The organism is Pedobacter frigidisoli, assembly GCF_004331675.1.
Taxonomy (GTDB): Bacteria; Bacteroidota; Bacteroidia; order Sphingobacteriales; family Sphingobacteriaceae; genus Pedobacter; species Pedobacter frigidisoli.
In genome coordinates, this window is sequence record NZ_SJSN01000012.1 from 124812 (window position 1) to 144860 (window position 20049).

A 20049-nucleotide genomic window follows, 5' to 3' on the forward strand; every position below is an offset into this window, starting at 1 on the left:
GTCTTAGGTTGAAATTATAAAGGCTGTTCCTTAAAGTTCCTTATTATTTACTTCTTCTATTTTGGTATTGGAAAGGTGTGGACTATTGAAAAGGTTAAAGTTTTTAACTCTTATCAGCCTGAATGTCGGGGCATTTCCAGATTTCTGGGCACGGACGTGTTGAAAATCGGCGCCATCTACATTATCCAAAATAAACGCTGGCCGCAGATCTTCTTTAAGATAGCTTAGCTCCACATTCGTGAGTTTTATATCTTTCACGTTCCGTATAAAAAACCCGTAGGCTGGGGTAACGCCAAACCGGTTCGGATCCGGATAACTGTCTATAAGAGGAGGTATTTCACGTTCGGACTGCGCCTTGGTCCCACCACCGTTAAAATAGATCTTAATGTTGTTTAAGGTTATATCCTCGATATCATGACCTGGTATCCCGCTGATAATAGCAGCCTGGTCACCGGTAACACCATAGGCAACAACATTGCTGATGTTGACCCGTTTTAAGGTGCTGGAGCGAAAATCTTTGGGAGCCCGCATCCTTGCGCCGAGCCTGATAAAAATCGGGGCATTGCCAACATCCCGCATGGTGATATTGCTAATGGTAATATCCTCCAGGGCGGCGCCATCTACCGTCTCGAGTGCCAGCCCCCGGCTATTGTCGAATACGCAATTGCTTATCGTAATATTTTTAAAGCCTCCATTAGATTCTGTCCCCAGTTTGATCCGGCCGGTCGGCGAGCCGTTGCTCCATTTTACATTTGTGCCGTCTAACAGCGTGCCTTCTTTGTAGCCGGATACCTGACAGTTTGTAATGGTCACGTTTTCCAGATCACGGGGATAGTTCAGTGCGAAATCACTTTTAAGCACAATGGCATCATCAACGGGTGAGTTGATTGTACAGTTAGAAATCCGTACATTTTTGCTGGAAACCAGATCAATTCCATCACGGTTGGTATCCATTTTAACATTGTCGATCGTCATATTATCCACCCCGGTAAGCAGAAAGCCAAACCAGCCGCCGTGGGCAATGGTAAAATCTCTCAATAATACATTGCGGCACAGTTTGAGTGCAAGGGTTTTGTTACCCAAACCAGGCGCATTAGCACCGTTCTTGGCTTCTCTCATTTCCAGGCCTCTCCCCCAGATTTTTCCTGGCCCGGTGATGGAGATATCATGCAGGTTTTCTCCATAAATAAGGCTGTTGCGGAAATAGCTATGGCCAAAATCCTGATAACTGTCGTTATCCGCTTTTTCGGGAAAATCGTATTGTACCCCCTCACCCGCATTTGCGGCAACAATAGTTGCACCATGATCGATAAACAGGCCTACATTGCTTTTAAGATGGATTGTGACTGATAAATAATCACCTGCAGGGAAATAAACCGTGCCGCCCCCATCTGTATTGGCCTTGGTTATTGCTTTATCAATAGCTTTGGTGTCTAGCGTTTTCCCATCGCCTGTGGCTCCGAACGTTTTAACGTTGTATACGGGTGCCTGTGCCAGTGCAAAAAAAGTGACTGAAAAAACAAGACAGATTGTGCCTAGGATATTCTTACAAAGCGCGATCATCGTTTAATTGTTTTACGCGCCGCAGCAACTTCTGCAGTTGTTATAGCGCTCGCCTTGTTTCCAAAACTGTTGCGTACATAGGTTAGCACGCCTGCAATTTCCTTGTCAGTCAGAAAATCGTGTGCAGGCATCACATTGCTGTAACTTTCACCACCGATATCCACCCCTTTCATACCTTTGAGCAATACACTGATCAGCCTGCTTTTCTCACCCAGAACATAATCTGTTTTAATAAGCGGTGCATTTAAATTTTGGACGCCGCCTCCATCTGCCATATGGCAGGCCTGGCAAGCATTTTTATAGACAGCTGCACCGGCAAGGTACGACGCCTTTATGCCTGGCTCGATCTGTGGTTTTGCCATGTTTTTTGTTGATGGTAAAGTAGCCGCTTTTTCAGTATTTATTTTTTTTGCGCCACTAGTATAACTGATCTTATAAATAGCCCCTTTCGAGTCATCTGTTACATAAAGCGAGCCGTCCGGGCCTTGAGCAAGTCCGCATGGACGGTGGTCTGCACGGCCGGCCGCAGTCTTCTCCGGAGACCCGGAGAATCCATCCGCGAAAACTTCCCATTTACCGGATGGCTTTCCGTTCTTAAACGGTTGAAAAACAACATAATAACCCGCCTGAGGTTCAGGAGCCCTGTTCCATGAACCATGAAAAGCGACAAAAGCTCCATTTTTATACCTTGCCGGAAACTGGTTTCCTGTATAAAACAGCATATCATTGGGTGCCATGTGTGCCGGGAAAGCAACAACAGGATCTATATAGGCCGAACTACCTTCTTTCTTCCCATCTCCTCCATATTCTGGCGCAAGGATTTTTTTGTTCTGCAGACGGTCGTAATAGATAAATGGCCAGCCTGCGTTGTCACCCTCTTTTAGTGCATACATGCATTCGGCGGGTGTTTCTGCATTTTGTTTTGCATTGAACAGGTCTGGAAATAGGTTGTCCAGCTGATCACGCCCATGCTGCATCACATACAATTGCTTTGTCTCCTGGTTCCAATCTACACCAACCACATTACGCAATCCGGTTGCATAACGGATGCCATCTTTATAAGTTTGTTTAAGCTGATCAGGCCTGAATTGCCATACCCCACCTGCCGTTTCGAGCAACGGACACCCGGGCTGCCCCAAAGAACCACGTTTACGGTCCTCGATCTGGCAGGAGTTAGATGGACAGCCGATGGGAATAAACATATTCCCCTGATTGTCCATTACAATGGATTTGGTTTCATGTGTACCCTTATCAATAAGGCCGGTAACAATTGTTTCAGGCGCCAATGGATCAACGACCTGCTCATTGGCATCAAGCTTGTAGCGGAAGATTTCTGAATTGGAAGCCACGTAAAGAAAGTCCTTATATATCCTAACTCCGGTGCCCCCATAATTGCCGAATCCCGATCTTACCGTTGCTTTTCCGTTATTCTCCTCCAAGAACAGCGTGCCTTGATTATTAAGCGCTTTTGCCAGCCTAACATAAATATGCCCTTTAGGCGTAACGATCAGATGGCGGGCCTTACCTATCCCTTCAATGAGTTTAACTGCCGAAAAACCCTGGGGGACAAGCAAGCCCGCATTTTCTGATCCATCTTGCCTCGGTTTGTATTTTAATGCTGACAATGCAATGGCGGATAATACCAAAACGCACACCCATAATTTTTTGCTATATATTTTACTCATCTTAAGTCTGCTTTTTTATAATTTAATTTCAGAGGAGTTGGCCATAAAAATCTTTTTCTTGCTTTGTGGCTCTTTAACGTTAAGTTTTTTGAAGCCGGACTGGTGCGTATCATCCAAAACCATGGCCGTTCTAAAATCTGCTTTCGCAATTGCAATTGAAAGACCATCTACCTGCACATTACGCGCATGGCGGATGAACACGCCCCAAGATGGTAATTCCCCAAACATGTTATATTCTGGGTAGCTATCTGCTTTTTCGGGGATGTCCTTTAAGTTGTCTGTTGATATTTTAGCAGCGGTTTTTTCTGCTCCTCCAGCTGATCTGATCGCTATGTTTTTTAGTTTAACATTGGTAATGATCTGATCGGGCAGGCCACCGATCACTATTCCAGGCATGATTTTGAGCGGATTTCTTTCATTGCGTATTTCGACATCCACATTTTGGATAGATATGTTTTGCACTTTTCCCTTACGGGCACCCTTACGCGCTCCAGCCCTTAAGAATATAGCATTGCCGATATTCCTTCCTTGCAAGCCGTCTACCTCAATGTTATCGATTACAGCTCCATCCACAGCCTCTAGCGCAATAGCTGATCGATTGGTATCAAATACTTTATTATTTAATATTCTGATATTCTTAAAACCGCCGAGAGAGGCTGTACCGAACTTGATACCACTCGCATCGGTGGTCATGCTGTTGTTCTGTATTAATATATTGCCGTTTGCCGCATCCGGATCCAGTGATTTCAGACAGATGCCATCATCACTGCAATTGAAATATGAGTTGGTTACTTTAAAATCCGTACAGTCAACGATATCAATTCCGTCGTTGTTCCAAAATGCCCGGCTTTCCACGCGGATGCTATCGATGATCACATTTTTGCACTTGTTGTAACATTCTACCCAACAGGCTGAGTTTCTCAAAGTGATATTTTTGACGGTAACCTTTTCGCAACCAAAAAAATTTATGATCATTGGACGGTTGTCCTCGTCGGGCCGATTTACGGAGCGGTCCTTGACCAGACCTTTTTTGACGAGCTCACCGACGGCGGCAGCCAGCTCTTTCCCCTGCCCATCGATTTCGCCTTCGCCGGTAATGCCAATGTTGCGTTGGTTCAGACCTAGAATCAGTGCAAGCGAGGTTTGAAAGTTATGGTCGAACGGAGTGTTCTGCCGATCATAATCAAAAGGGTTGGTTGAACCGAGCAGTACTGCTCCTTTATTTAGATGTAAGGTCACGTTAGATTTAAAATGTATGCAGCCCGTTAAGTATTTACCTTCAGGAAATACCAGCCTGCCGCCGCCGTTCGCGCTGATATAATCAATTCCAAACTGAATGGAACGTGTGTTCAGAGCTGAGCTGCCAGATTGAATACCAAAGAATGAAGCCTGATAATCTTTAGCGGACAACGAAAGGAAATTAAGGATAAAAATCAGCGCCATCATACCGGCGCGCCTAAGAGTTATGTACATAATCAATATTGGGTTGCTTTTAGTTTACATGTTGTTTCTTCAACAAATTTCAGGATATTATCGTTTTTCCCTTCATGCCGGACTAAAGATTGAGCAATCAAAGCCTTAAACAATAGGGCGCGGGCTGCTAATTCTTAACAACCTTGTAAACACTTCCGTTCGAATTTTCCGGGCCGGTGTCAGTATTGGTCAAAATGTAGATTTCCCCGGAAGCGTCCTCTCCAAAGGCAGTGATTTTCGAGTCAGCGGATAAGTTTTTGAGCGTTACCTTTCCGCGATTCCATACCTTGCCCTTGCCCTGGAGATAATAGATGCGACCTGTCCAGTCAGCAAAGAGATACTTGTTTTTTAACTGTGGTATCAAACTTCCATTATAGATATATCCACCGGTAACCGAAACGCCTTCTCGATGGTGGTACTCTGCGATCGGCATAATCGATTTTGTGATATCGCAGCCTGTTGCCGGATTGTAGCAATGTGTCCCTTCCATTAACCGCCAGCCATAGTCCCCGCCTTTTGTAACGATATCGACCTCTTCCCATGTCGATTGTCCGACATCGCCGGCAAACAATCTTCCCGTTGCCCTATCAAAAGAAAAGCGCCAGGGATTTCTAAATCCATATGCCCAGATTTCCGGTTTGGCATCTGCGCGTGCGATAAATGGGTTATCTTTCGGCACAAGGTAGCCCGAGTCAGTGTTCACATCAATGCGGAGAATCTTCCCATGCCAGTTGGTCAGGTCCTGGCCATTGCCGATTTTACCGTGTTCATCACCCTGACCCCCACCGTCCCCTAATGAAAGATAGAGAAACTTATCGGGACCGAATTGTATGCAGCCGCCGTTATGGTTCCCCTGGGGCTCCTCTACTGTTAACACGATGCGTTCACTCTTTTCATCAATCTGCCCTGATGGCCCTAGTCTGTATTCTGCCAGTACACCCGTATGGTTTGATTTTTGGATTGATACCCTGCTATAATAAACATATATTTTTTTATTCTCGGCAAACTGGGGGTGCAGAGTTATACCCAATAAGCCCCGCTCCTCGTATCCTGCATTTAATTTCATCAACTTATTCTTTAAATCTATCAATGGTTCGGGGAGCAGTCTGCCTTCCTTAATCACACGAATCTTTCCACTTTGTTCGGTAACCCAAATTTCATTTTTGTTAGGAAAAACTATTGCAGTGGGTGCCTGAATCCCCTTGGTAATTTCAGTTACGCCCATTGTAAGTAAGGGAATTTGTTTACCAGCGTTACCGGTCGCGTTGTTTTGTGCGTACAGGTTGCCGGAAAACGCAAGTATGGTGGTAACCAAATATATAGAAATACCCGATTTAAAGGCTAAGTAATTCAAATTATTGACATTATTCTTTTTCATATTTAATTATTGAATCTTTAACGAAAATCCAAGAACAATGTCCCCGAAATCGACTTGTCTGAAGGTTTATTTTTTTGACTTTCGGGTCCGAGCGAACTTGCTGCCTGAAACTTGGTACCGATGGGACTTATTCCCCTTAAAAAACCCAGACTGGCTTTAGGGAATGCTGGTTCCACATTGTTGTTCTTGAGTGCATCCTGCTCTCTTGCCGGGCTGAGCATTTGAAGATATGTATTGTAATCATTAGTGTACACGGTAAAGGGCGCCTCCCTGTTTTCGATTACCGTCCAATTAACTTCCGAATGGTAACCTTTAAACTCCGGATATCCCCAGGTTTCACCTGTGATCGAATTATTATAATCCTTACGCCAGACACCAAATTTTTGTCCCTTTAATCTATTCTTCCAAACACGGTAGGGACCTCTGCCCAGATATTTCATGCCCGTAATTTTTTCCTCGGGATATTCAAAGGTGATCCCCATAAAATCCGCCTCAGTCTGTTGGCTGTAGGTATAGTCTAGTTTAACAGGCTGTCCGGCTGTAAAAGTCCATTTCACCTGCAATGAGTCAGCTCCCTGATAATTTGCCTCAACGATATAATTACCGCTCTCTGCACGATGTTTAAACCACTTTAAGGTAGTTTTTACTCCGGCAAGTGCAGGTCCGGAAGATAGAGAAACCGAGGTGTTGGCTTTCTCTATCTTTTGTAAATAACCTGTGGCATTATCAAAGCAATAGGCAATACCGTCAGATCTGACCTTCAGTATATTGTTGTTTTCCCCGGCACTGATAACTGATTTTTCTTTGTTCATAGGTTTTAATGCAGCAAGATATCCAGGTTTTTTTTCCACCCTGCTCCAAGTAAAAACCTCCAATCCGTCAGGTCCGAATGCGGACAGGTAGAGCGCATCATAGTTTACCGAAAATTTCGGCAATGTTAAGGTGCCCTTTATCCCGGGCCCTAAATTCGGGGATACTAGGGAGCCCCTTGATACAATTTTAGAATCGGCTGAAGGTTCTCCGGGCAATGAGAATTTAATTAAGGTATATTTAAAAGTGCACTGATTGAGATTTGCAAATGTGTAGCGGTTTTCTATCGGAATTATACCGTTGAAGCTCTCACCATCTGGTGGAAGCGCTAAATAAATCGGAGACCAAATCTCCTTAATCGCATAGAAACTTGCCTCTTTCTCTCTATGCGGGCCTAAAATTCCGTCCGGTGCATGGTTCCCATCCCCGTCATATCTTCCGTTCTGATCTGTACGGATAACACTCTCGTCAACGAAGGACCAAATGAAACCGCCTGCGCCGTGAGGGTGCCTGAGCATTTGTTTCCAAAAGTCATCAAGCCCTGCCCCTGCTCCGCCATCATACAGCCCATGCATAAATTCAGTGGGGAAAAATACCTCCTGACCAGAATCAGCCGCTTTGACCATGTAATTGTAATCAGGATAATGTTTGGTATCAGTGCCGGCAAATTTTGCCCAGGGATGGATTACCGTACGGCTTTGAGGGTCGTAAATTGCATAATCATTGTCCAAATCCGTATTCCAGCCACCCTCATTCCCATTGGCCCAGAAAATAATCGAAGGGTGATTTACGTCTCTGGTCACCAGTTCCTTGACCAGTCTATGTCCGACCTCACCATCATATTTCGCCTGCCATCCGGTTAATTCGTTAATTACGTATAATCCTAGGGAATCACACAAATCCAGGAATTCCGCATCTGGCGGATAATGAGACATTCTGACGGCATTCATATTCATTTCTTTCATCAGCTTTATATCCTTCAGATGAACTCCACGGCTCAAGGTTCGTCCTGTTTCCGGCCAGAAACTATGTCGGTTACTGCCCTTTAGAATCGTTCTTCTCCCGTTCACATAAAAGCCGGCGTTCTTACGCAACTCTAGCGTTCTGAAACCAAATTTCTGCGTAATTTTGTGTAGAGTATTTCGCTTTTTAACACCAACCACAACCTGGTATAGGTTCGGGAATTCCGGACTCCATAGTAGCGGGCTCTTGAATTTAGACTTTAGCCTGAACGAATCACTGACTGCATCGGTTTTCATGGTGAAAGGCTTGCCAATGTCTTTGCCATTTACGGTTTGAACCTGGGCAACCATTGTTTCACCTCCTTTTAAATTTCGTGGATATACATCCATTTCCAGGGATCCGTCTGCTTTTGCATTTACGGCAACCCTGTCGATGTAAACATTGGGCACAACTTCCAGATAAACCGGTCTGAAAATACCACCGAAAATCCAAAAATCACTCTTACGCTCGGCGCTATTAACAGAAGGATTTGCCGAAGTTTTATCAACTGTTACCTCTAACAGGTTCTTTCCGCTAGGTTTTAGCAGACTGATGATGTCATACTTAAAACGGTAGAAACCGCCCTGGTGAACTGGTCCCGCGAGCTCATTATTTATTCTAACCCTGGTATCAGTCATTGATCCTTCAAAAACGATAAATACCCTTTTATCTTTTACGGGGACTAAATCAAAATTATACCTATAAATTCCCTGTTCATTTGACTTAACCTTGTCGTGCCCATAATTATAGGTACCAAAACCTTGCATTTCCCAGTTCGAGGGCACTTTAATTTTTGTCCACTCTCCACTCTTTCTGCCATCACTACAGTAAAAGTCCCATAAGACGGTATGGTCCTTATCTGTTCCTGAAAGATATTTGATTAAGGTTTTCTGGGAAAATCCGTTCGGACAAATTGTTGTAAAAACTATATAAAGAGTTATTTTTTTCATAGAAAGATGGGAATTGCCGTTGATTTTCGCGCAACAAGTTTAATGAAAGGTTAACAGCATTACAAAGTAATTCTTAATAGCCATTAAAAACTTGTCAAATTGTACATATTTCTTGGCATGGCGTACAAATACTCTTTATTTCGAACTGAAACAGTCGCAAGATTTTCAGGAGCACCCTTATTTACCTCGCTGTTATCTTAACAATGAGTTAAATAATGATGAATAAATAATATTAACCAAAATAAAAACATTTAAAAAGCAGTGAGCTCGGCCAAATGGGTCACGCTCGAATTGTATGAGGAGTTAATTGTTACTTTAATATATCGGGCAGGCTTTGAATCCCGATTCAAAAAAGACGTGCTGTGGGTTCTTGTTGTTTTGAAAATCCGCGTTTCCGGCATCTACCCAGGTTTTGTTATCCTGACTGATCTGTACATTAACCTCATTTGGCTTCCCACTCTGATCCCCCTGTCTTGGCAAGATAGGCATTCCGTGGAAGGCTTTGACCTCACCCATGTCTACGGTAAGGAACTGGGGAGGTGGGGCCGAGGTTCCCTGCCACTGTGAATGCAGAAGGTACTGTTATCGCCATCCAGTCAAAAGATCAAGAGCATCTATAATCGGTAGGTTGGTAAGTTTGTAAGGACAACAGGGTTAAAAAAGCAATTAAACTGATGACATATGAGTATTTGCCTCTATACGAGGTAGCAGAACGCACCGGGCTGCAGAGTAGCTCAACCTTTTCAAGGGCGTAAAAAAAGAATTTGGAAAATCTCCATTAGAGTATATACAGGCCTTAAGAAAGAAGCCATAACAATCTGATAGTATTGGGAGGATATGGCCTGTTCGTAAGTTCATTTGTTCAATAGCTTCAGATCAGTTATCATTTCGCCCGTAAACTAGATTAGCACCTATTTTAAATAAATAATATTACATCTTTTTCAGAAGATAGTTATTTGAACTCACTAACTATATTATTTCGGAGCCTGTCACCTCATGGCTCAACCACCATCCGGCATTTTCAATAAACATTTTTTGTTGTAAATAACGGGCGTCAAAAAGTCAATTGACGAACTGGACAATTTCTTCATAGTCAATTAGTCCATGTATGCAGAATAAGAAATCAGTCCCATTCATGCCTGATAAATGCTCCTACCGCCCATAAGCCATTTTCTCTGATCTGGTGATTAAAGTGGAAATCATTCTGGTTGGCGCTTTTTTGTCAATCTACTTAACGATTGACAATTAAAACTTTATATCAAATTAATTTCTGGTGGAGTGGGTTAATCCACCCTGGTTTAGCCCATGCTTCGGTAAATTCATTTTAAGTATCCTCAGAAGAAGTAAAAACACAATTGTGGTATAATAGCTACATCTAGCTATCGGCCGAAACAAGAGGCCAGAAAGTCTCAAAAACTAACTACATTTGCTTTCTAACCCGAACGTTATTCCTTCAAAACATTTATGCTTCCTGATTTCATTATCGAACTCATAAGATTAAAGTTAAATAAACGGATCCCAGAAGATTTTCTTCAGGATCTGCAAAAAAATGCTCAGCTGGTAGAAATCGATAAAGGAGATATTCTTTTTTCGAATCAAGCAAAGCAGAACAGGACTTTCGTTATTGTCGCCGGCAGTCTGATAAGGTTCGTCAATACCCCTGGAGGTGAAGACCGCGCCACCATGTTTTATACAGAGACATTTTTTCCGATAGTGGGAAATAATTTTGCGGAAATCAAGGCCTCCAGTTTAGCATACTATATAAGAGCAAACGAAAATACAAAATTGGTGGAATTTAAGCAGGATTTTGCCATTTCCTGTATCGAAAAATATCCATCTCTGGCAAAAATGATGTTCCTGAATATGGTTGATTATTTTCAGATCCACTATCTCATCCAAAACCATCTCGTTGCCCTTACAAGCATCGATTTCTTTCAATGGCTGATGGAACAGTATGGCTTTATTTTCATGCGGTTTCAATCTCAGGATATTGCAAGCTTTATGGGGATTACGCCCGCGTGGTTCAGCAAGCTCAAAAGGAAAGCCAACCAAAAATAAGTTTCTGAACTCTATTTTTTTTCTTGTCTTTATTCAAGAATATGTTGTTTTTTAACTCCTAATTTTATCATCTCAAGAAGCCGAAAAACGATTTGCGGCCTTAATTAATATTTTATAAAATATAAAGTGATGAATAGAATAACAGACAAAATGATTTTCAAACCGGCATTTGGATACATTGACAACGGTATCGAACACGGCGTACTAAGTCCCTTTGAAACCAAGGATACTGTTTTAAAGAAAGGTGAACAGATAGCCCCAGGCTTTAAACCCCTTGATTGCGACATCCGGTATCTGAAAGATATCCCCGTAAAACTGCGGGACGGCACTACCATTTATACCGATATTTTTCTACCTGTTACCGAAGAAAAGGTCCCTGTACTGATTGGCTGGAGCCCATATGGGAAAAGTGCGGGAACTGCTCCCAGATATGTCAATCTTTTCAACATGCTGGGGATGGGCAATGCATGGAGTTCGGGTCTGACGAAATTTGAAGCGCCTGATCCCGCTTATTGGGTTCAACATGGCTATGCGGTATGCAACCCTGATGCACGTGGGATCGCCCATAGCGAAGGGGATATCACAATGATCGGTTCGCAGGAAGCGGAGGATTGTTATGACCTTATAGAATGGCTGGCTGAGCAAGACTGGTCCAACCACAAAACGGCATTGTCGGGAACTTCGTATCTCGCCTTTTCCCAATGGTTTATCGCTGCGCTACAGCCTCCACACCTTACCTGCATAAGCCCGACCGAAGGTCTTCAGGATGCCTACCGCGACCTGGCGTACATCGGCGGCATTCCGGATCCCAACTTTATCCATCGTTTACAAGTAAACCACGTTAGTGCTTCTGGAGCAAACCGGGAAGATTTGGCGGCGGAACTGGAAGCCTATCCATTAGCAGACTGCGAACTGTGGAAAGACAAAATAGCCGATGTTTCAAAAATCAATGTACCAGCCTATGTGGTAGCAAGTTATTCAAATACCTTGCACACTATGGGAACTTTCCGATCATGGCGTTCGTTAGGCTCGGCTGAAAAATGGCTGCGCATTCACGATAGTCAGGAATGGCCTGATTATTACAGTACGGAATCCACAGAGGATCTTCGTAGGTTCTTTGATTATTACCTACTCGGCAAAAAAAACGGTTGGGAAAAAACACCGGCCGTACGCTACTCCCTTCTGGATCTTCAGGGAAATAACCGCACCGGCCTTGTAGCCATGTCTTTTCCTCCGGATGAGTCAGAGCCTCAGCGTTATTATATGAGTGGCAGGACAAGAACCCTACAGCCCACTCCCGACAGTGATGAACTTGCAGTGCGTTATTTTCCAGATGCGTTACCATGCCGGGTATCGTTCCAAACTACCTTCGAAAAGGATATCACTTTTCTCGGCTATCCAAAAGTTAAGCTCTTTATGGAAGCGGAAAAGACAGATGATATGGATGTATTTGTCTGGGTCCAGAAAATTGACAGGTTAGGCAATGTACTAAGTGAATTTGTTGTGCCAAACCGCAATGCTGCATTGCAGGATTTCACACAGGATGGCGCTTCTGCCCTGCGCTACAAAGGACCAAATGGCCGTTTACGCGCCTCAAGCAGAAATCTAGATACAGCTCTGTCTACAGATGAGATTCCCGCTTATAGTTTTGACCGTATAGAAAAGCTCTCGGAAAAGGAAATTGTAGAATTGGATATCATTCTAAGTCCAATCGGCATGGTCTATTATGCCGGAGATACATTACGGGTGATGATCAGCAGTAAAGATGAGATAGGGTCGGTAATGCCAGGAACACCGGGATGTATAACCAATAATAAAGGAATACATATCCTGTACACAGGCGGAAAACATGCAAGCTATCTTCAAATGCCCGTTGTTAAATAAGGTGGCACCATTGATAACTCCCTTCTCAATAGAAAGGGAGTTACTTTTTACCTATACTGCATAAAGACGCTATAAAAGTTTTGAACAACATTATAAAGAACCATAATTATCAACATTCGCTAATAATTTTTTATGTTAGAAAAACAATGTAACACGAATCACAATTCATTCAGCAGCCCTCACGCAATAGTACGGTATATGGTTAAACGCTATAACCTTTACAGCCCTCTCTTGCTCTTGAACCAGACCAATGGTCCTACAAAACTGACCAGCAGAAGTATAATTCCATAAACATATCCATACTTCCACTACAGTTCCGGCAAAGGTTTGAAGTTCGTCCCATAAATCTCTGCAATCAGAGTGGGCAGGGAGATACATACCGCAACGATAGTAAGGGTCTTAAATCTGCGGTTCTGTTCAAGATCGGCTTTACTTGATACATATTCCTTCAGATCGTCCAGGCATTCAAAATTATTCTTAAGGTATTCATTTATAACCGAAAGATCATTTAAATCAATCGAGATCGCCTCTCTATAAGAGAAGAAAATTATAAGAGGACCCCCCAGCCTAATAGTTAGACATCACATCCGCCGCTATTGACTTAAGCCGGGAGACAAAGTCGCTTTCGCCTTTTTAGAATGAAGACAACGAAAACAGATCAGCCAATTTACCGTGAAGTGGCTAGGCCACTTTCAATAAAAGCTTTAAGGTGAACTAGCGTACCCTTCCAATACAAGTTCATATGTCTATAGATTGATTCCGTCGGAAAATTTCTCAGCAATAGCGTTAGCCGGGTACCTTTGCCTGCCTGGTGCAATAAAAATGTTATCACCGAATAATGTTTTGTTTCATCAGACAGACCCGACAAAGAACTTAAATGTTAATAGCTGAGGTTTTCCTCAGTTTTGAAAGCTAAGACCTTCCCGCTATTTTCAAACCGGATATGATGGAAACCCGTGATACTTATTCGGTTTCCGGTTGTCCATTCGGTCGAAACACTGATCTCCGTTTCCTGCTCACCCGTCCATTGCTTCATTATTTCCGGTTGGGTTAAAGCACGCCAAACCATCCGTGGAACTGCGTCAATGATCCTGTTTTCCATTGTATCCATAGCAGACCTGTATAATTACGGCCCTTTAGTAGCTTTTGCTCAGAAAGGTAGCCGCGCCATTTGAAAAGATGAATTAGCCCCTAAATAACTTTTGTAAGGTTAGCAGCATCTTATGCTTAAAGGTTTGATACTTCCCAAAAAAAGGATCCCATTCAAGAAGTGTCGATTCCCCGACGAGCCCTTGAATGGTGAACGGGTCCTGAGCTACAATATATTGTGCTTCCTCAACATTTTCAACTTTTATTATAAGCATGGCTGATTTTACCGGAGTATTTAGCAATGGACCGGATGCGACTAATTTCTCGTCCTCAACTAGTTGCTCTAGATATTTGATATGGGCGGTAAGATAATCCTTCCAGCCTTCTTCATTTGGATGAGTGTAAGTGGCAATAAAATATTTCATTTTTCAAAATTATAATAATTTTCGGCTTTATTTAAACTACGTACATGGTCAAGTAGCCAAGCTTTTTCGTAGATTCTTTCATGGATTACCGGAAATCACTTTGTGAGACTTCATTGACAATTGGAAGTTACTGACATTCCTAATTCTTTAGGGCGGCTATCCTAACATTTTTTATTCCGGTATTTCCTTTTCTAAGGACCAGTCTTTCGACCTTTAGGTTTGGCCGGAAAGAGATCATCGTACGCTGACCTGCAATTTCAGTATCAAGCACTGAACCACCAAATTTATCATCATGTTTGACAATTATGCGAACGGTAAATGGTTTATCTGTGCCGGCCAGATTCTCAATAGCGTAATTACGTGCACCAGTTGGAGAACCTCCCTCCCGTAATGATTTTTCGGGACCTGAAAAATTTCCGGTCTGTCCTTTTCCATATTGCGCCTTTTTCGCCTTTGGAGCAATTTGTACTTCACATGAATGATTTTCACCCTCTGCGCCAAGGAAAAGTATGCCAAGTTTTCCTGCGAGATCTGTGCCGGGTACTACATCAAAAGTCAGCAGGAAAGAGGAAGATCCTGTTACAAAACTGGAGGTCTCTTTAATTTCTTTGGTCAATGATCTTTCTTTTTGCGTCGAAGGCATTATTTCTTCCATCCATTTCGTCCCGATCCTGCCATTAGGGTATTGGATCATTTCATGAATTGCCAATGATCCGCCCCAGCCCACCATCGGAACCCAGCCAGCCAACAAGAAGCGGCCATCCCCTATTTGGGTAACAGCTGGCACGTTCATACCATTGTAAAAGTCCAGCCCTTCCTTAACGCCGTTCACAAATTTATCTTCTCGTGCATCCGCTGGTTTTGACCAGAATCCGGTGAAGCCCCCAATAACATAATCATAGTTGCCCCAGCGAAAGAAGAATGTACAATCACCGCCCGGGGGAAAATTCGGATTGATGGACCGCCAGCCCCCGTCGATTGATTCCGATCCCCAGGTTCCCTTCGCACCATAGTTCGCCAACATGCGTAAGTGCCCATCGGGATCGGTATAAACACTTGGGTTTTCGCAGGGATGGAACAATATTTTTGTCTTCCTAAAATTACTGATACCATCCTCGCTAATGGAATAAGTGGATCCGGCGGGATAGCCCGCAATAGTGTCATAACGGAATGAGCCGGTAACACCGTGTTTATTATAGTAATCCCACTGCAAGGGCAGTAAGGTCTGTTCTTTAGGATAGATGCGTGTAGTGTGCAGTCCGTAGCTGAGAGAGAGTCTGTTGTTAAAGATAAACGGAGTACCGGTCCCAATCGTCTCCCACTGCTCTTCTATAGGGGTCGCTGCATCATGTTCGGTCCATGTCTTAAAATCGGTTGTTGAGATATGCTCGAAATAATGCCCTCCCTTACCAAATTTGCTGCCATGACCCCGTCGGTCAAACAAATAAAATATGTGATAACGTCCCTTGTAAAAGAACGTGGCCACATCACCCACCCAGGCATTATGTCCCTGGGGTGTCCAGTACTGAATCTCATTTGAAAAGCGGGGCTTTTTAAGGGCAACTCTTTGCGGTTCAATTCCTGGATAAAATATTTCGGCCTTTGAAGCAAGTGAAGAATTTATTTCCCAGGTGCTTTCTTTACCCCATCTGGGATAACCTAAAGCGAAATCGTTGTCCAAAAGCTCGTTATCAACATATAATGTCCATCTGACACCGGAGAAATGAAGTACAACCTCATGTCCTCCTTCGGGGTTTTTCAATATTCCAAAAGGGATACCAACGGGCATATCACGAGCACCCTTGGGCTCCCCAGGCGGATAAAGGCGCAGAGCAGCCTCCAGTACAGGAACAGAACCATCGTGCATAGGATAAGCGGGATAGTTTTGTCCTTTCCTATCCCTGACATCATATTGAAAAGCAGTAACCTTTAATACGCCCGGGATATTCAGAATTGTTTTGGAAGAGTTATCGACTTTCAGATTGACATGCATTTTGATCGTAAAGCTGCTGCTGTCAGAAGGAACCCTAAAAGTCCCGGTCGTTTTTTGTGAGGAAAGAGCGCTTAGTGCAGTCCCTTCAGGAAGATGCCAGGGAGAAGAGCGTAATACTAGTTTCACGGCCGCTGGGTCTTGAGCATATCCGTTAGAGGACAGACTGCAGATGATTATTAGTATGATCAGGCAATGACGGACAAGTTTCTTTTTCATTGGTTAGTATTAAAATATAACGATTAGTATCTAAATCACGGGTTTAACCACCCAAATTGCTCTTCACCGCTAATCAGGGCAACAACATCACAAATGTTTTCGCGCGATCTGACATGCACAGATTGGCAGACCTCTTGCCTACCCGATGCGGTCCCCACACTCAAACTGTTGCTTTAAACGTAAATGTATTAAAAAAATATTGCATGCACGTTCACCCAATGATCGGTCCGGATTCGAGCGTATTTGATTACTTATTTATTATAATTTAATAACTCGACCAGCGCGTTTAACCTGCTTGACCATTTTGCCGCCAATGGTTAGCGTAAGTATATTATCGCACTGCAAAAGATTCGACAGGTTAAAACTCATAACCAATAGCTGCAAATCTACATTAATTGTAGCGTGACACCGTAAATAGGGAATTAAACAATCCGGATTGATCGTTTTTTATACCTGTGATGAAGAGAAACCCCATTGGCTATCTCAAAGTAAATACCAAGTATGGAAATTAAGCTATTTATGTATAAAGCAGCCAACTTGGTAAAAAGGTCGGCCAACTCCTTTATAAAACAGCTATTTCGGTTACCCTGCAAGAGCGGAATTCATATATCTGGCTTGGCGTTTGGGAGAAAATCACGAGCGATAAGATTTTTACAAAAAAAAATGGTTCTACTGCTTTCGACACGCATATTTAAAAGGTAAATGATGAACAGACCGGTATAATGATGAAAAAAGTATTGCGGTAAAATTCATAACACACGCCCGGAGAAAGCGTGTTATTAATTATTGATTTCAATAATATTAACTTAGGATCTGATGAGCGTTAGCCTCTTCAATTCCTGCCCCAAACTGTTTTTCAAGGCCGTTGGCCACCACCTGTGAATCCTCGTAAACATCAAGATCAATTACTTTTCCCGATTTAAGGGTAATGAAGTGGACACCTTTATTAAGATAATTGGGCCTGCGCAGAAATGACCGAACTTTCCGTAAATCAGGGATACCCAAAACACATCGGTGGTGATTTGTATATCACATAGGGTGCTACTTTTAAAATAAGTTAAGCACAATGTCTTTTTGCTATACACAACAGCCCATTTCGTATAACATATTGCTCATTTGGTATAAAATGAAAAAATACAAAAAGCAATCGCAATACCTTACGTCTAAAATTATAAAAAATGTATAAATACTTTTTAATACCGCTGTTTTCCATTTTAACGGTTTCTGTAGCCCATGCCCAGAAAAAGTATACACTAAATGGTACCATCAAAGATGCTTCAACCGGCGAAACCCTAATCGGAGCCTCTATTAAGGTCCAGGAGATCCCTTCATCGGGAACCTCAACCAACAACTATGGCTTTTATTCGCTAACCATACCAGAGGGTACCTATCTGGTTACCTGGTCCTTCATCGGTTATGAACCAACCACTCAAAAAGTTCAGCTACAGAAGAATCACACCATTAGTATTCCGCTCAATCCAAATAAGGCCAATCTGGACGAGGTTGTGATCCGGTCGAACAAAAAGAATAATGACAATGTTGCCTCTCCACAGATGGGACTGGAGAAATTAAACATGGCACAAATCAATCAGGTGCCCGTGGTGATGGGCGAACGGGATATCCTCAAAACCATTACGTTAATGCCCGGGATCAAGAGCTCGGGGGAAGGCAATACCGGTTTTTACGTGCGGGGTGGCGGTTCAGATCAGAACCTGATCCTGTTGGATGAGGCAACTGTTTACAACGCCTCTCACTTACTGGGTTTTTTCTCCACATTCAATTCCGATGCGATTAAGGACGTCAGCATTTTCAAAGGCGGTATGCCTGCAGAGTATGGGGGGCGGTTATCCTCGGTTTTAGATGTTAAGATGAATGAAGGAAACAATCAGGATTTTACGGTACAGGGCGGCATTGGCCTTGTTGCCTCGCGCTTAAAACTGGAAGGTCCGATCGAGAAAGGAAAAGGATCCTTCATGATCAGTGCCCGCAGAACCTATGTCGACCTCTTTTTGAAGGCATCTTCCGATTCATCACTCAATAAGAGTACCCTGTATTTTTACGACATCAATGCCAAGGCAAACTATCACTTTAACGACCGAAATGCCATTTACCTTTCTGGCTATTTCGGAAAAGATGTTTTGGGACTGAAGGATATTTTTGGAACAAACTGGGGCAACTCAACAGGCACGGCGCGTTTCAATCACGTTTTCAGCAGTAAGCTGTTTTCAAACACCTCTTTTATATACAGTAATTACAATTATGTTGTAGAAAGCCTGCAGAGCAATGATGGCTTTAAGGCAACATCAAAAATTACCGACCTTAACTTTAAACAGGATTTCAGCTATTACACAGGGAGTAAACATACCTTGAAATTTGGACTGAATGTACTACGTCATGATATTGCCCCTGGCGACGTATCGACCACAGGCTCGGCTTCGAGCTTTAACGATAAACATGTAGAACATCGGTACGGCTATGAAAGCGCGGCATATGTAAGTGACGAATGGAAGGTAAATAGCCGCCTCACCCTTTTATATGGTTTGCGCCTGAGTGGCATGTTCCTGCTTGGCCCGGGCACCTTTAATACTTACGACACACAGGGAAATATTGCCAGTTCAAAAACCTATGGACCGGGCTCCCTGGTTAAAGATTATTGGAATCTCGAACCGCGCTTCAGTGCAAGCTATTCGCTGAACGAGGAAAGTTCGATCAAAGCATCGTACAACAGGAATACTCAGAACATCCACCTGCTAAGCAATTCGACCAGTAGTACGCCAACTGATCTATATGTAATGAGCAGTAACAACCTGAAGCCCGAAATTGCCGATCAGGTAGCTGCCGGTTACTTCCGAAACTTTGGTGATAATACCTATGAGTTTTCAGCTGAGGTCTATTACAAGGCGTTGCAAAACCAGATCGACTATAAAGACGGTGCACAGCTTAGGGTAAACCAGGATGTAGAATCGCTATTGAATTATGGAACAGGGAGAGCATACGGAATGGAGCTGTTTTTGAAGAAAAAATATGGCAGGTTTAATGGGTGGTTTGGGTATACCTTATCCAAAACGGAACGCAAGTTTGCAGATATCAACAATGGCAGTTATTATCCCGCTAGGCAAGACCGCACGCATGATGTCTCGCTGGTAGCAATTTACCAGTTAAACAAAAGGTGGTCTTTTTCGAGCAGCTTTATTTATGGAACAGGGAATGTGGTGACCTATCCAACCGGGAAATACAGTTCGGGTGGTACGACCGTATTCTCGTATTCTGAAAGAAACGGGTACCGCCAGCCCTCGTCAAACAGACTGGATCTGGGAGCTACACTCGAAGGCCGGGAGCATAAGCGATTTCATTCCAGCTGGACTTTTAGTGTTTATAACGTATATGCCAGCAGAGATCCTTACAGCATTACCTTTAGAGACAGCGAGAATATCCCAAATACGACCGAGGCTGTTCAGACCAGCATCTTTGCAATCCCGATCCCATCTGTTACCTGGAATTTTAAATTTTAAAGCACGAAAAA

At 43.2% G+C, this 20049-nt stretch carries 12 protein-coding genes and 1 pseudogene; 3 read left to right on the forward strand and 10 right to left on the reverse strand.

What is annotated here, in order from left to right; all coding sequences use genetic code 11:
• Positions 1 to 30: 30 nt before the first annotated feature.
• The 6 genes from EZ449_RS15780 to EZ449_RS23535 form a co-directional block, all read right to left on the reverse strand.
• Complete coding sequence (locus EZ449_RS15780; RefSeq protein ID WP_131560563.1) at positions 31 to 1563, reverse strand: rhamnogalacturonidase; 1533 nt, start codon at positions 1561 to 1563, stop codon at positions 31 to 33.
• Positions 1560 to 3248: a PQQ-dependent sugar dehydrogenase gene (locus EZ449_RS15785; RefSeq protein ID WP_131560565.1), complete on the reverse strand. Its 1689-nt coding sequence runs from the start codon at positions 3246 to 3248 to the stop codon at positions 1560 to 1562. Before EZ449_RS15785 ends, EZ449_RS15780 begins: the two co-directional genes overlap by 4 nt.
• A 15-nt stretch (positions 3249 to 3263) precedes the next feature.
• Positions 3264 to 4694, reverse strand: a complete 1431-nt coding sequence (locus EZ449_RS15790; protein WP_205943018.1) for a glycoside hydrolase family 28 protein — start codon at positions 4692 to 4694, stop codon at positions 3264 to 3266.
• 154 nt (positions 4695 to 4848) lie between these two features.
• Entirely contained in the window at positions 4849 to 6099 is a 1251-nt protein-coding gene (locus EZ449_RS15795; protein ID WP_131560570.1) for a PQQ-dependent sugar dehydrogenase, read from the reverse strand.
• Between the two features lie 17 nt (positions 6100 to 6116).
• Entirely contained in the window at positions 6117 to 8861 is a 2745-nt protein-coding gene (locus EZ449_RS15800; protein WP_131560572.1) for a glycoside hydrolase family 2 protein, read from the reverse strand.
• A 315-nt stretch (positions 8862 to 9176) separates the two neighbouring features.
• On the reverse strand, positions 9177 to 9434 hold the full coding sequence (locus tag EZ449_RS23535) for a discoidin domain-containing protein (RefSeq protein ID WP_131560613.1): 258 nt from the start codon (positions 9432 to 9434) through the stop codon (positions 9177 to 9179).
• 891 nt (positions 9435 to 10325) lie between these two features.
• Between EZ449_RS23535 and EZ449_RS15810 the strand changes: the two genes are divergently transcribed.
• Positions 10326 to 10919, forward strand: coding sequence for a Crp/Fnr family transcriptional regulator (locus EZ449_RS15810; RefSeq protein ID WP_131560574.1), 594 nt, complete (start codon positions 10326 to 10328; stop codon positions 10917 to 10919).
• A gap of 129 nt (positions 10920 to 11048) precedes the next feature.
• Positions 11049 to 12803: a CocE/NonD family hydrolase gene (locus EZ449_RS15815; RefSeq protein ID WP_205943019.1), complete on the forward strand. Its 1755-nt coding sequence runs from the start codon at positions 11049 to 11051 to the stop codon at positions 12801 to 12803.
• Positions 12804 to 13111: 308 nt separating this feature from the next.
• Here EZ449_RS15815 and EZ449_RS23540 read toward each other — a convergent pair whose 3' ends face one another.
• From EZ449_RS23540 to EZ449_RS15840, 4 genes and pseudogenes are all read right to left on the reverse strand, one after another.
• Positions 13112 to 13375: a CorA family divalent cation transporter gene (locus EZ449_RS23540; RefSeq protein WP_131560615.1), complete on the reverse strand. Its 264-nt coding sequence runs from the start codon at positions 13373 to 13375 to the stop codon at positions 13112 to 13114.
• A 95-nt stretch (positions 13376 to 13470) separates the two neighbouring features.
• Positions 13471 to 13914, reverse strand: a pseudogene (locus tag EZ449_RS23150) (SRPBCC family protein).
• A 73-nt stretch (positions 13915 to 13987) separates the two neighbouring features.
• A complete protein-coding gene (locus EZ449_RS15835) occupies positions 13988 to 14317 on the reverse strand; it encodes a YciI family protein (protein WP_131560582.1) in 330 nt (109 codons plus the stop codon).
• Positions 14318 to 14456: 139 nt separating this feature from the next.
• Entirely contained in the window at positions 14457 to 16526 is a 2070-nt protein-coding gene (locus tag EZ449_RS15840; RefSeq protein ID WP_131560584.1) for a glycoside hydrolase family protein, read from the reverse strand.
• A gap of 1178 nt (positions 16527 to 17704) precedes the next feature.
• On the opposite strand from EZ449_RS15840, the gene EZ449_RS15845 reads away from it, so the two are divergent.
• A complete protein-coding gene (locus tag EZ449_RS15845; protein WP_131560587.1) occupies positions 17705 to 20038 on the forward strand; it encodes a TonB-dependent receptor in 2334 nt (777 codons plus the stop codon).
• Positions 20039 to 20049: the final 11 nt, after the last annotated feature.

What these genes read in the sequence shown, in the direction of transcription:
- EZ449_RS15795 (WP_131560570.1), bottom strand. Translation starts at nt 6,099, where the DNA reads ATGAAAAAGAATAATGTCAATAATTTGAATTACTTAGCCTTTAAATCG.
- EZ449_RS15780 (WP_131560563.1), bottom strand. Translation starts at nt 1,563, where the DNA reads ATGATCGCGCTTTGTAAGAATATCCTAGGCACAATCTGTCTTGTTTTT.
- EZ449_RS15785 (WP_131560565.1), bottom strand. Translation starts at nt 3,248, where the DNA reads ATGAGTAAAATATATAGCAAAAAATTATGGGTGTGCGTTTTGGTATTA.
- EZ449_RS15835 (WP_131560582.1), bottom strand. Translation starts at nt 14,317, where the DNA reads ATGAAATATTTTATTGCCACTTACACTCATCCAAATGAAGAAGGCTGG.
- EZ449_RS15800 (WP_131560572.1), bottom strand. Translation starts at nt 8,861, where the DNA reads ATGAAAAAAATAACTCTTTATATAGTTTTTACAACAATTTGTCCGAAC.
- EZ449_RS15845 (WP_131560587.1), top strand. Translation starts at nt 17,705, where the DNA reads ATGTATAAATACTTTTTAATACCGCTGTTTTCCATTTTAACGGTTTCT.
- EZ449_RS15810 (WP_131560574.1), top strand. Translation starts at nt 10,326, where the DNA reads ATGCTTCCTGATTTCATTATCGAACTCATAAGATTAAAGTTAAATAAA.
- EZ449_RS15815 (WP_205943019.1), top strand. Translation starts at nt 11,049, where the DNA reads ATGAATAGAATAACAGACAAAATGATTTTCAAACCGGCATTTGGATAC.
- EZ449_RS15790 (WP_205943018.1), bottom strand. Translation starts at nt 4,694, where the DNA reads ATGATGGCGCTGATTTTTATCCTTAATTTCCTTTCGTTGTCCGCTAAA.
- EZ449_RS15840 (WP_131560584.1), bottom strand. Translation starts at nt 16,526, where the DNA reads ATGAAAAAGAAACTTGTCCGTCATTGCCTGATCATACTAATAATCATC.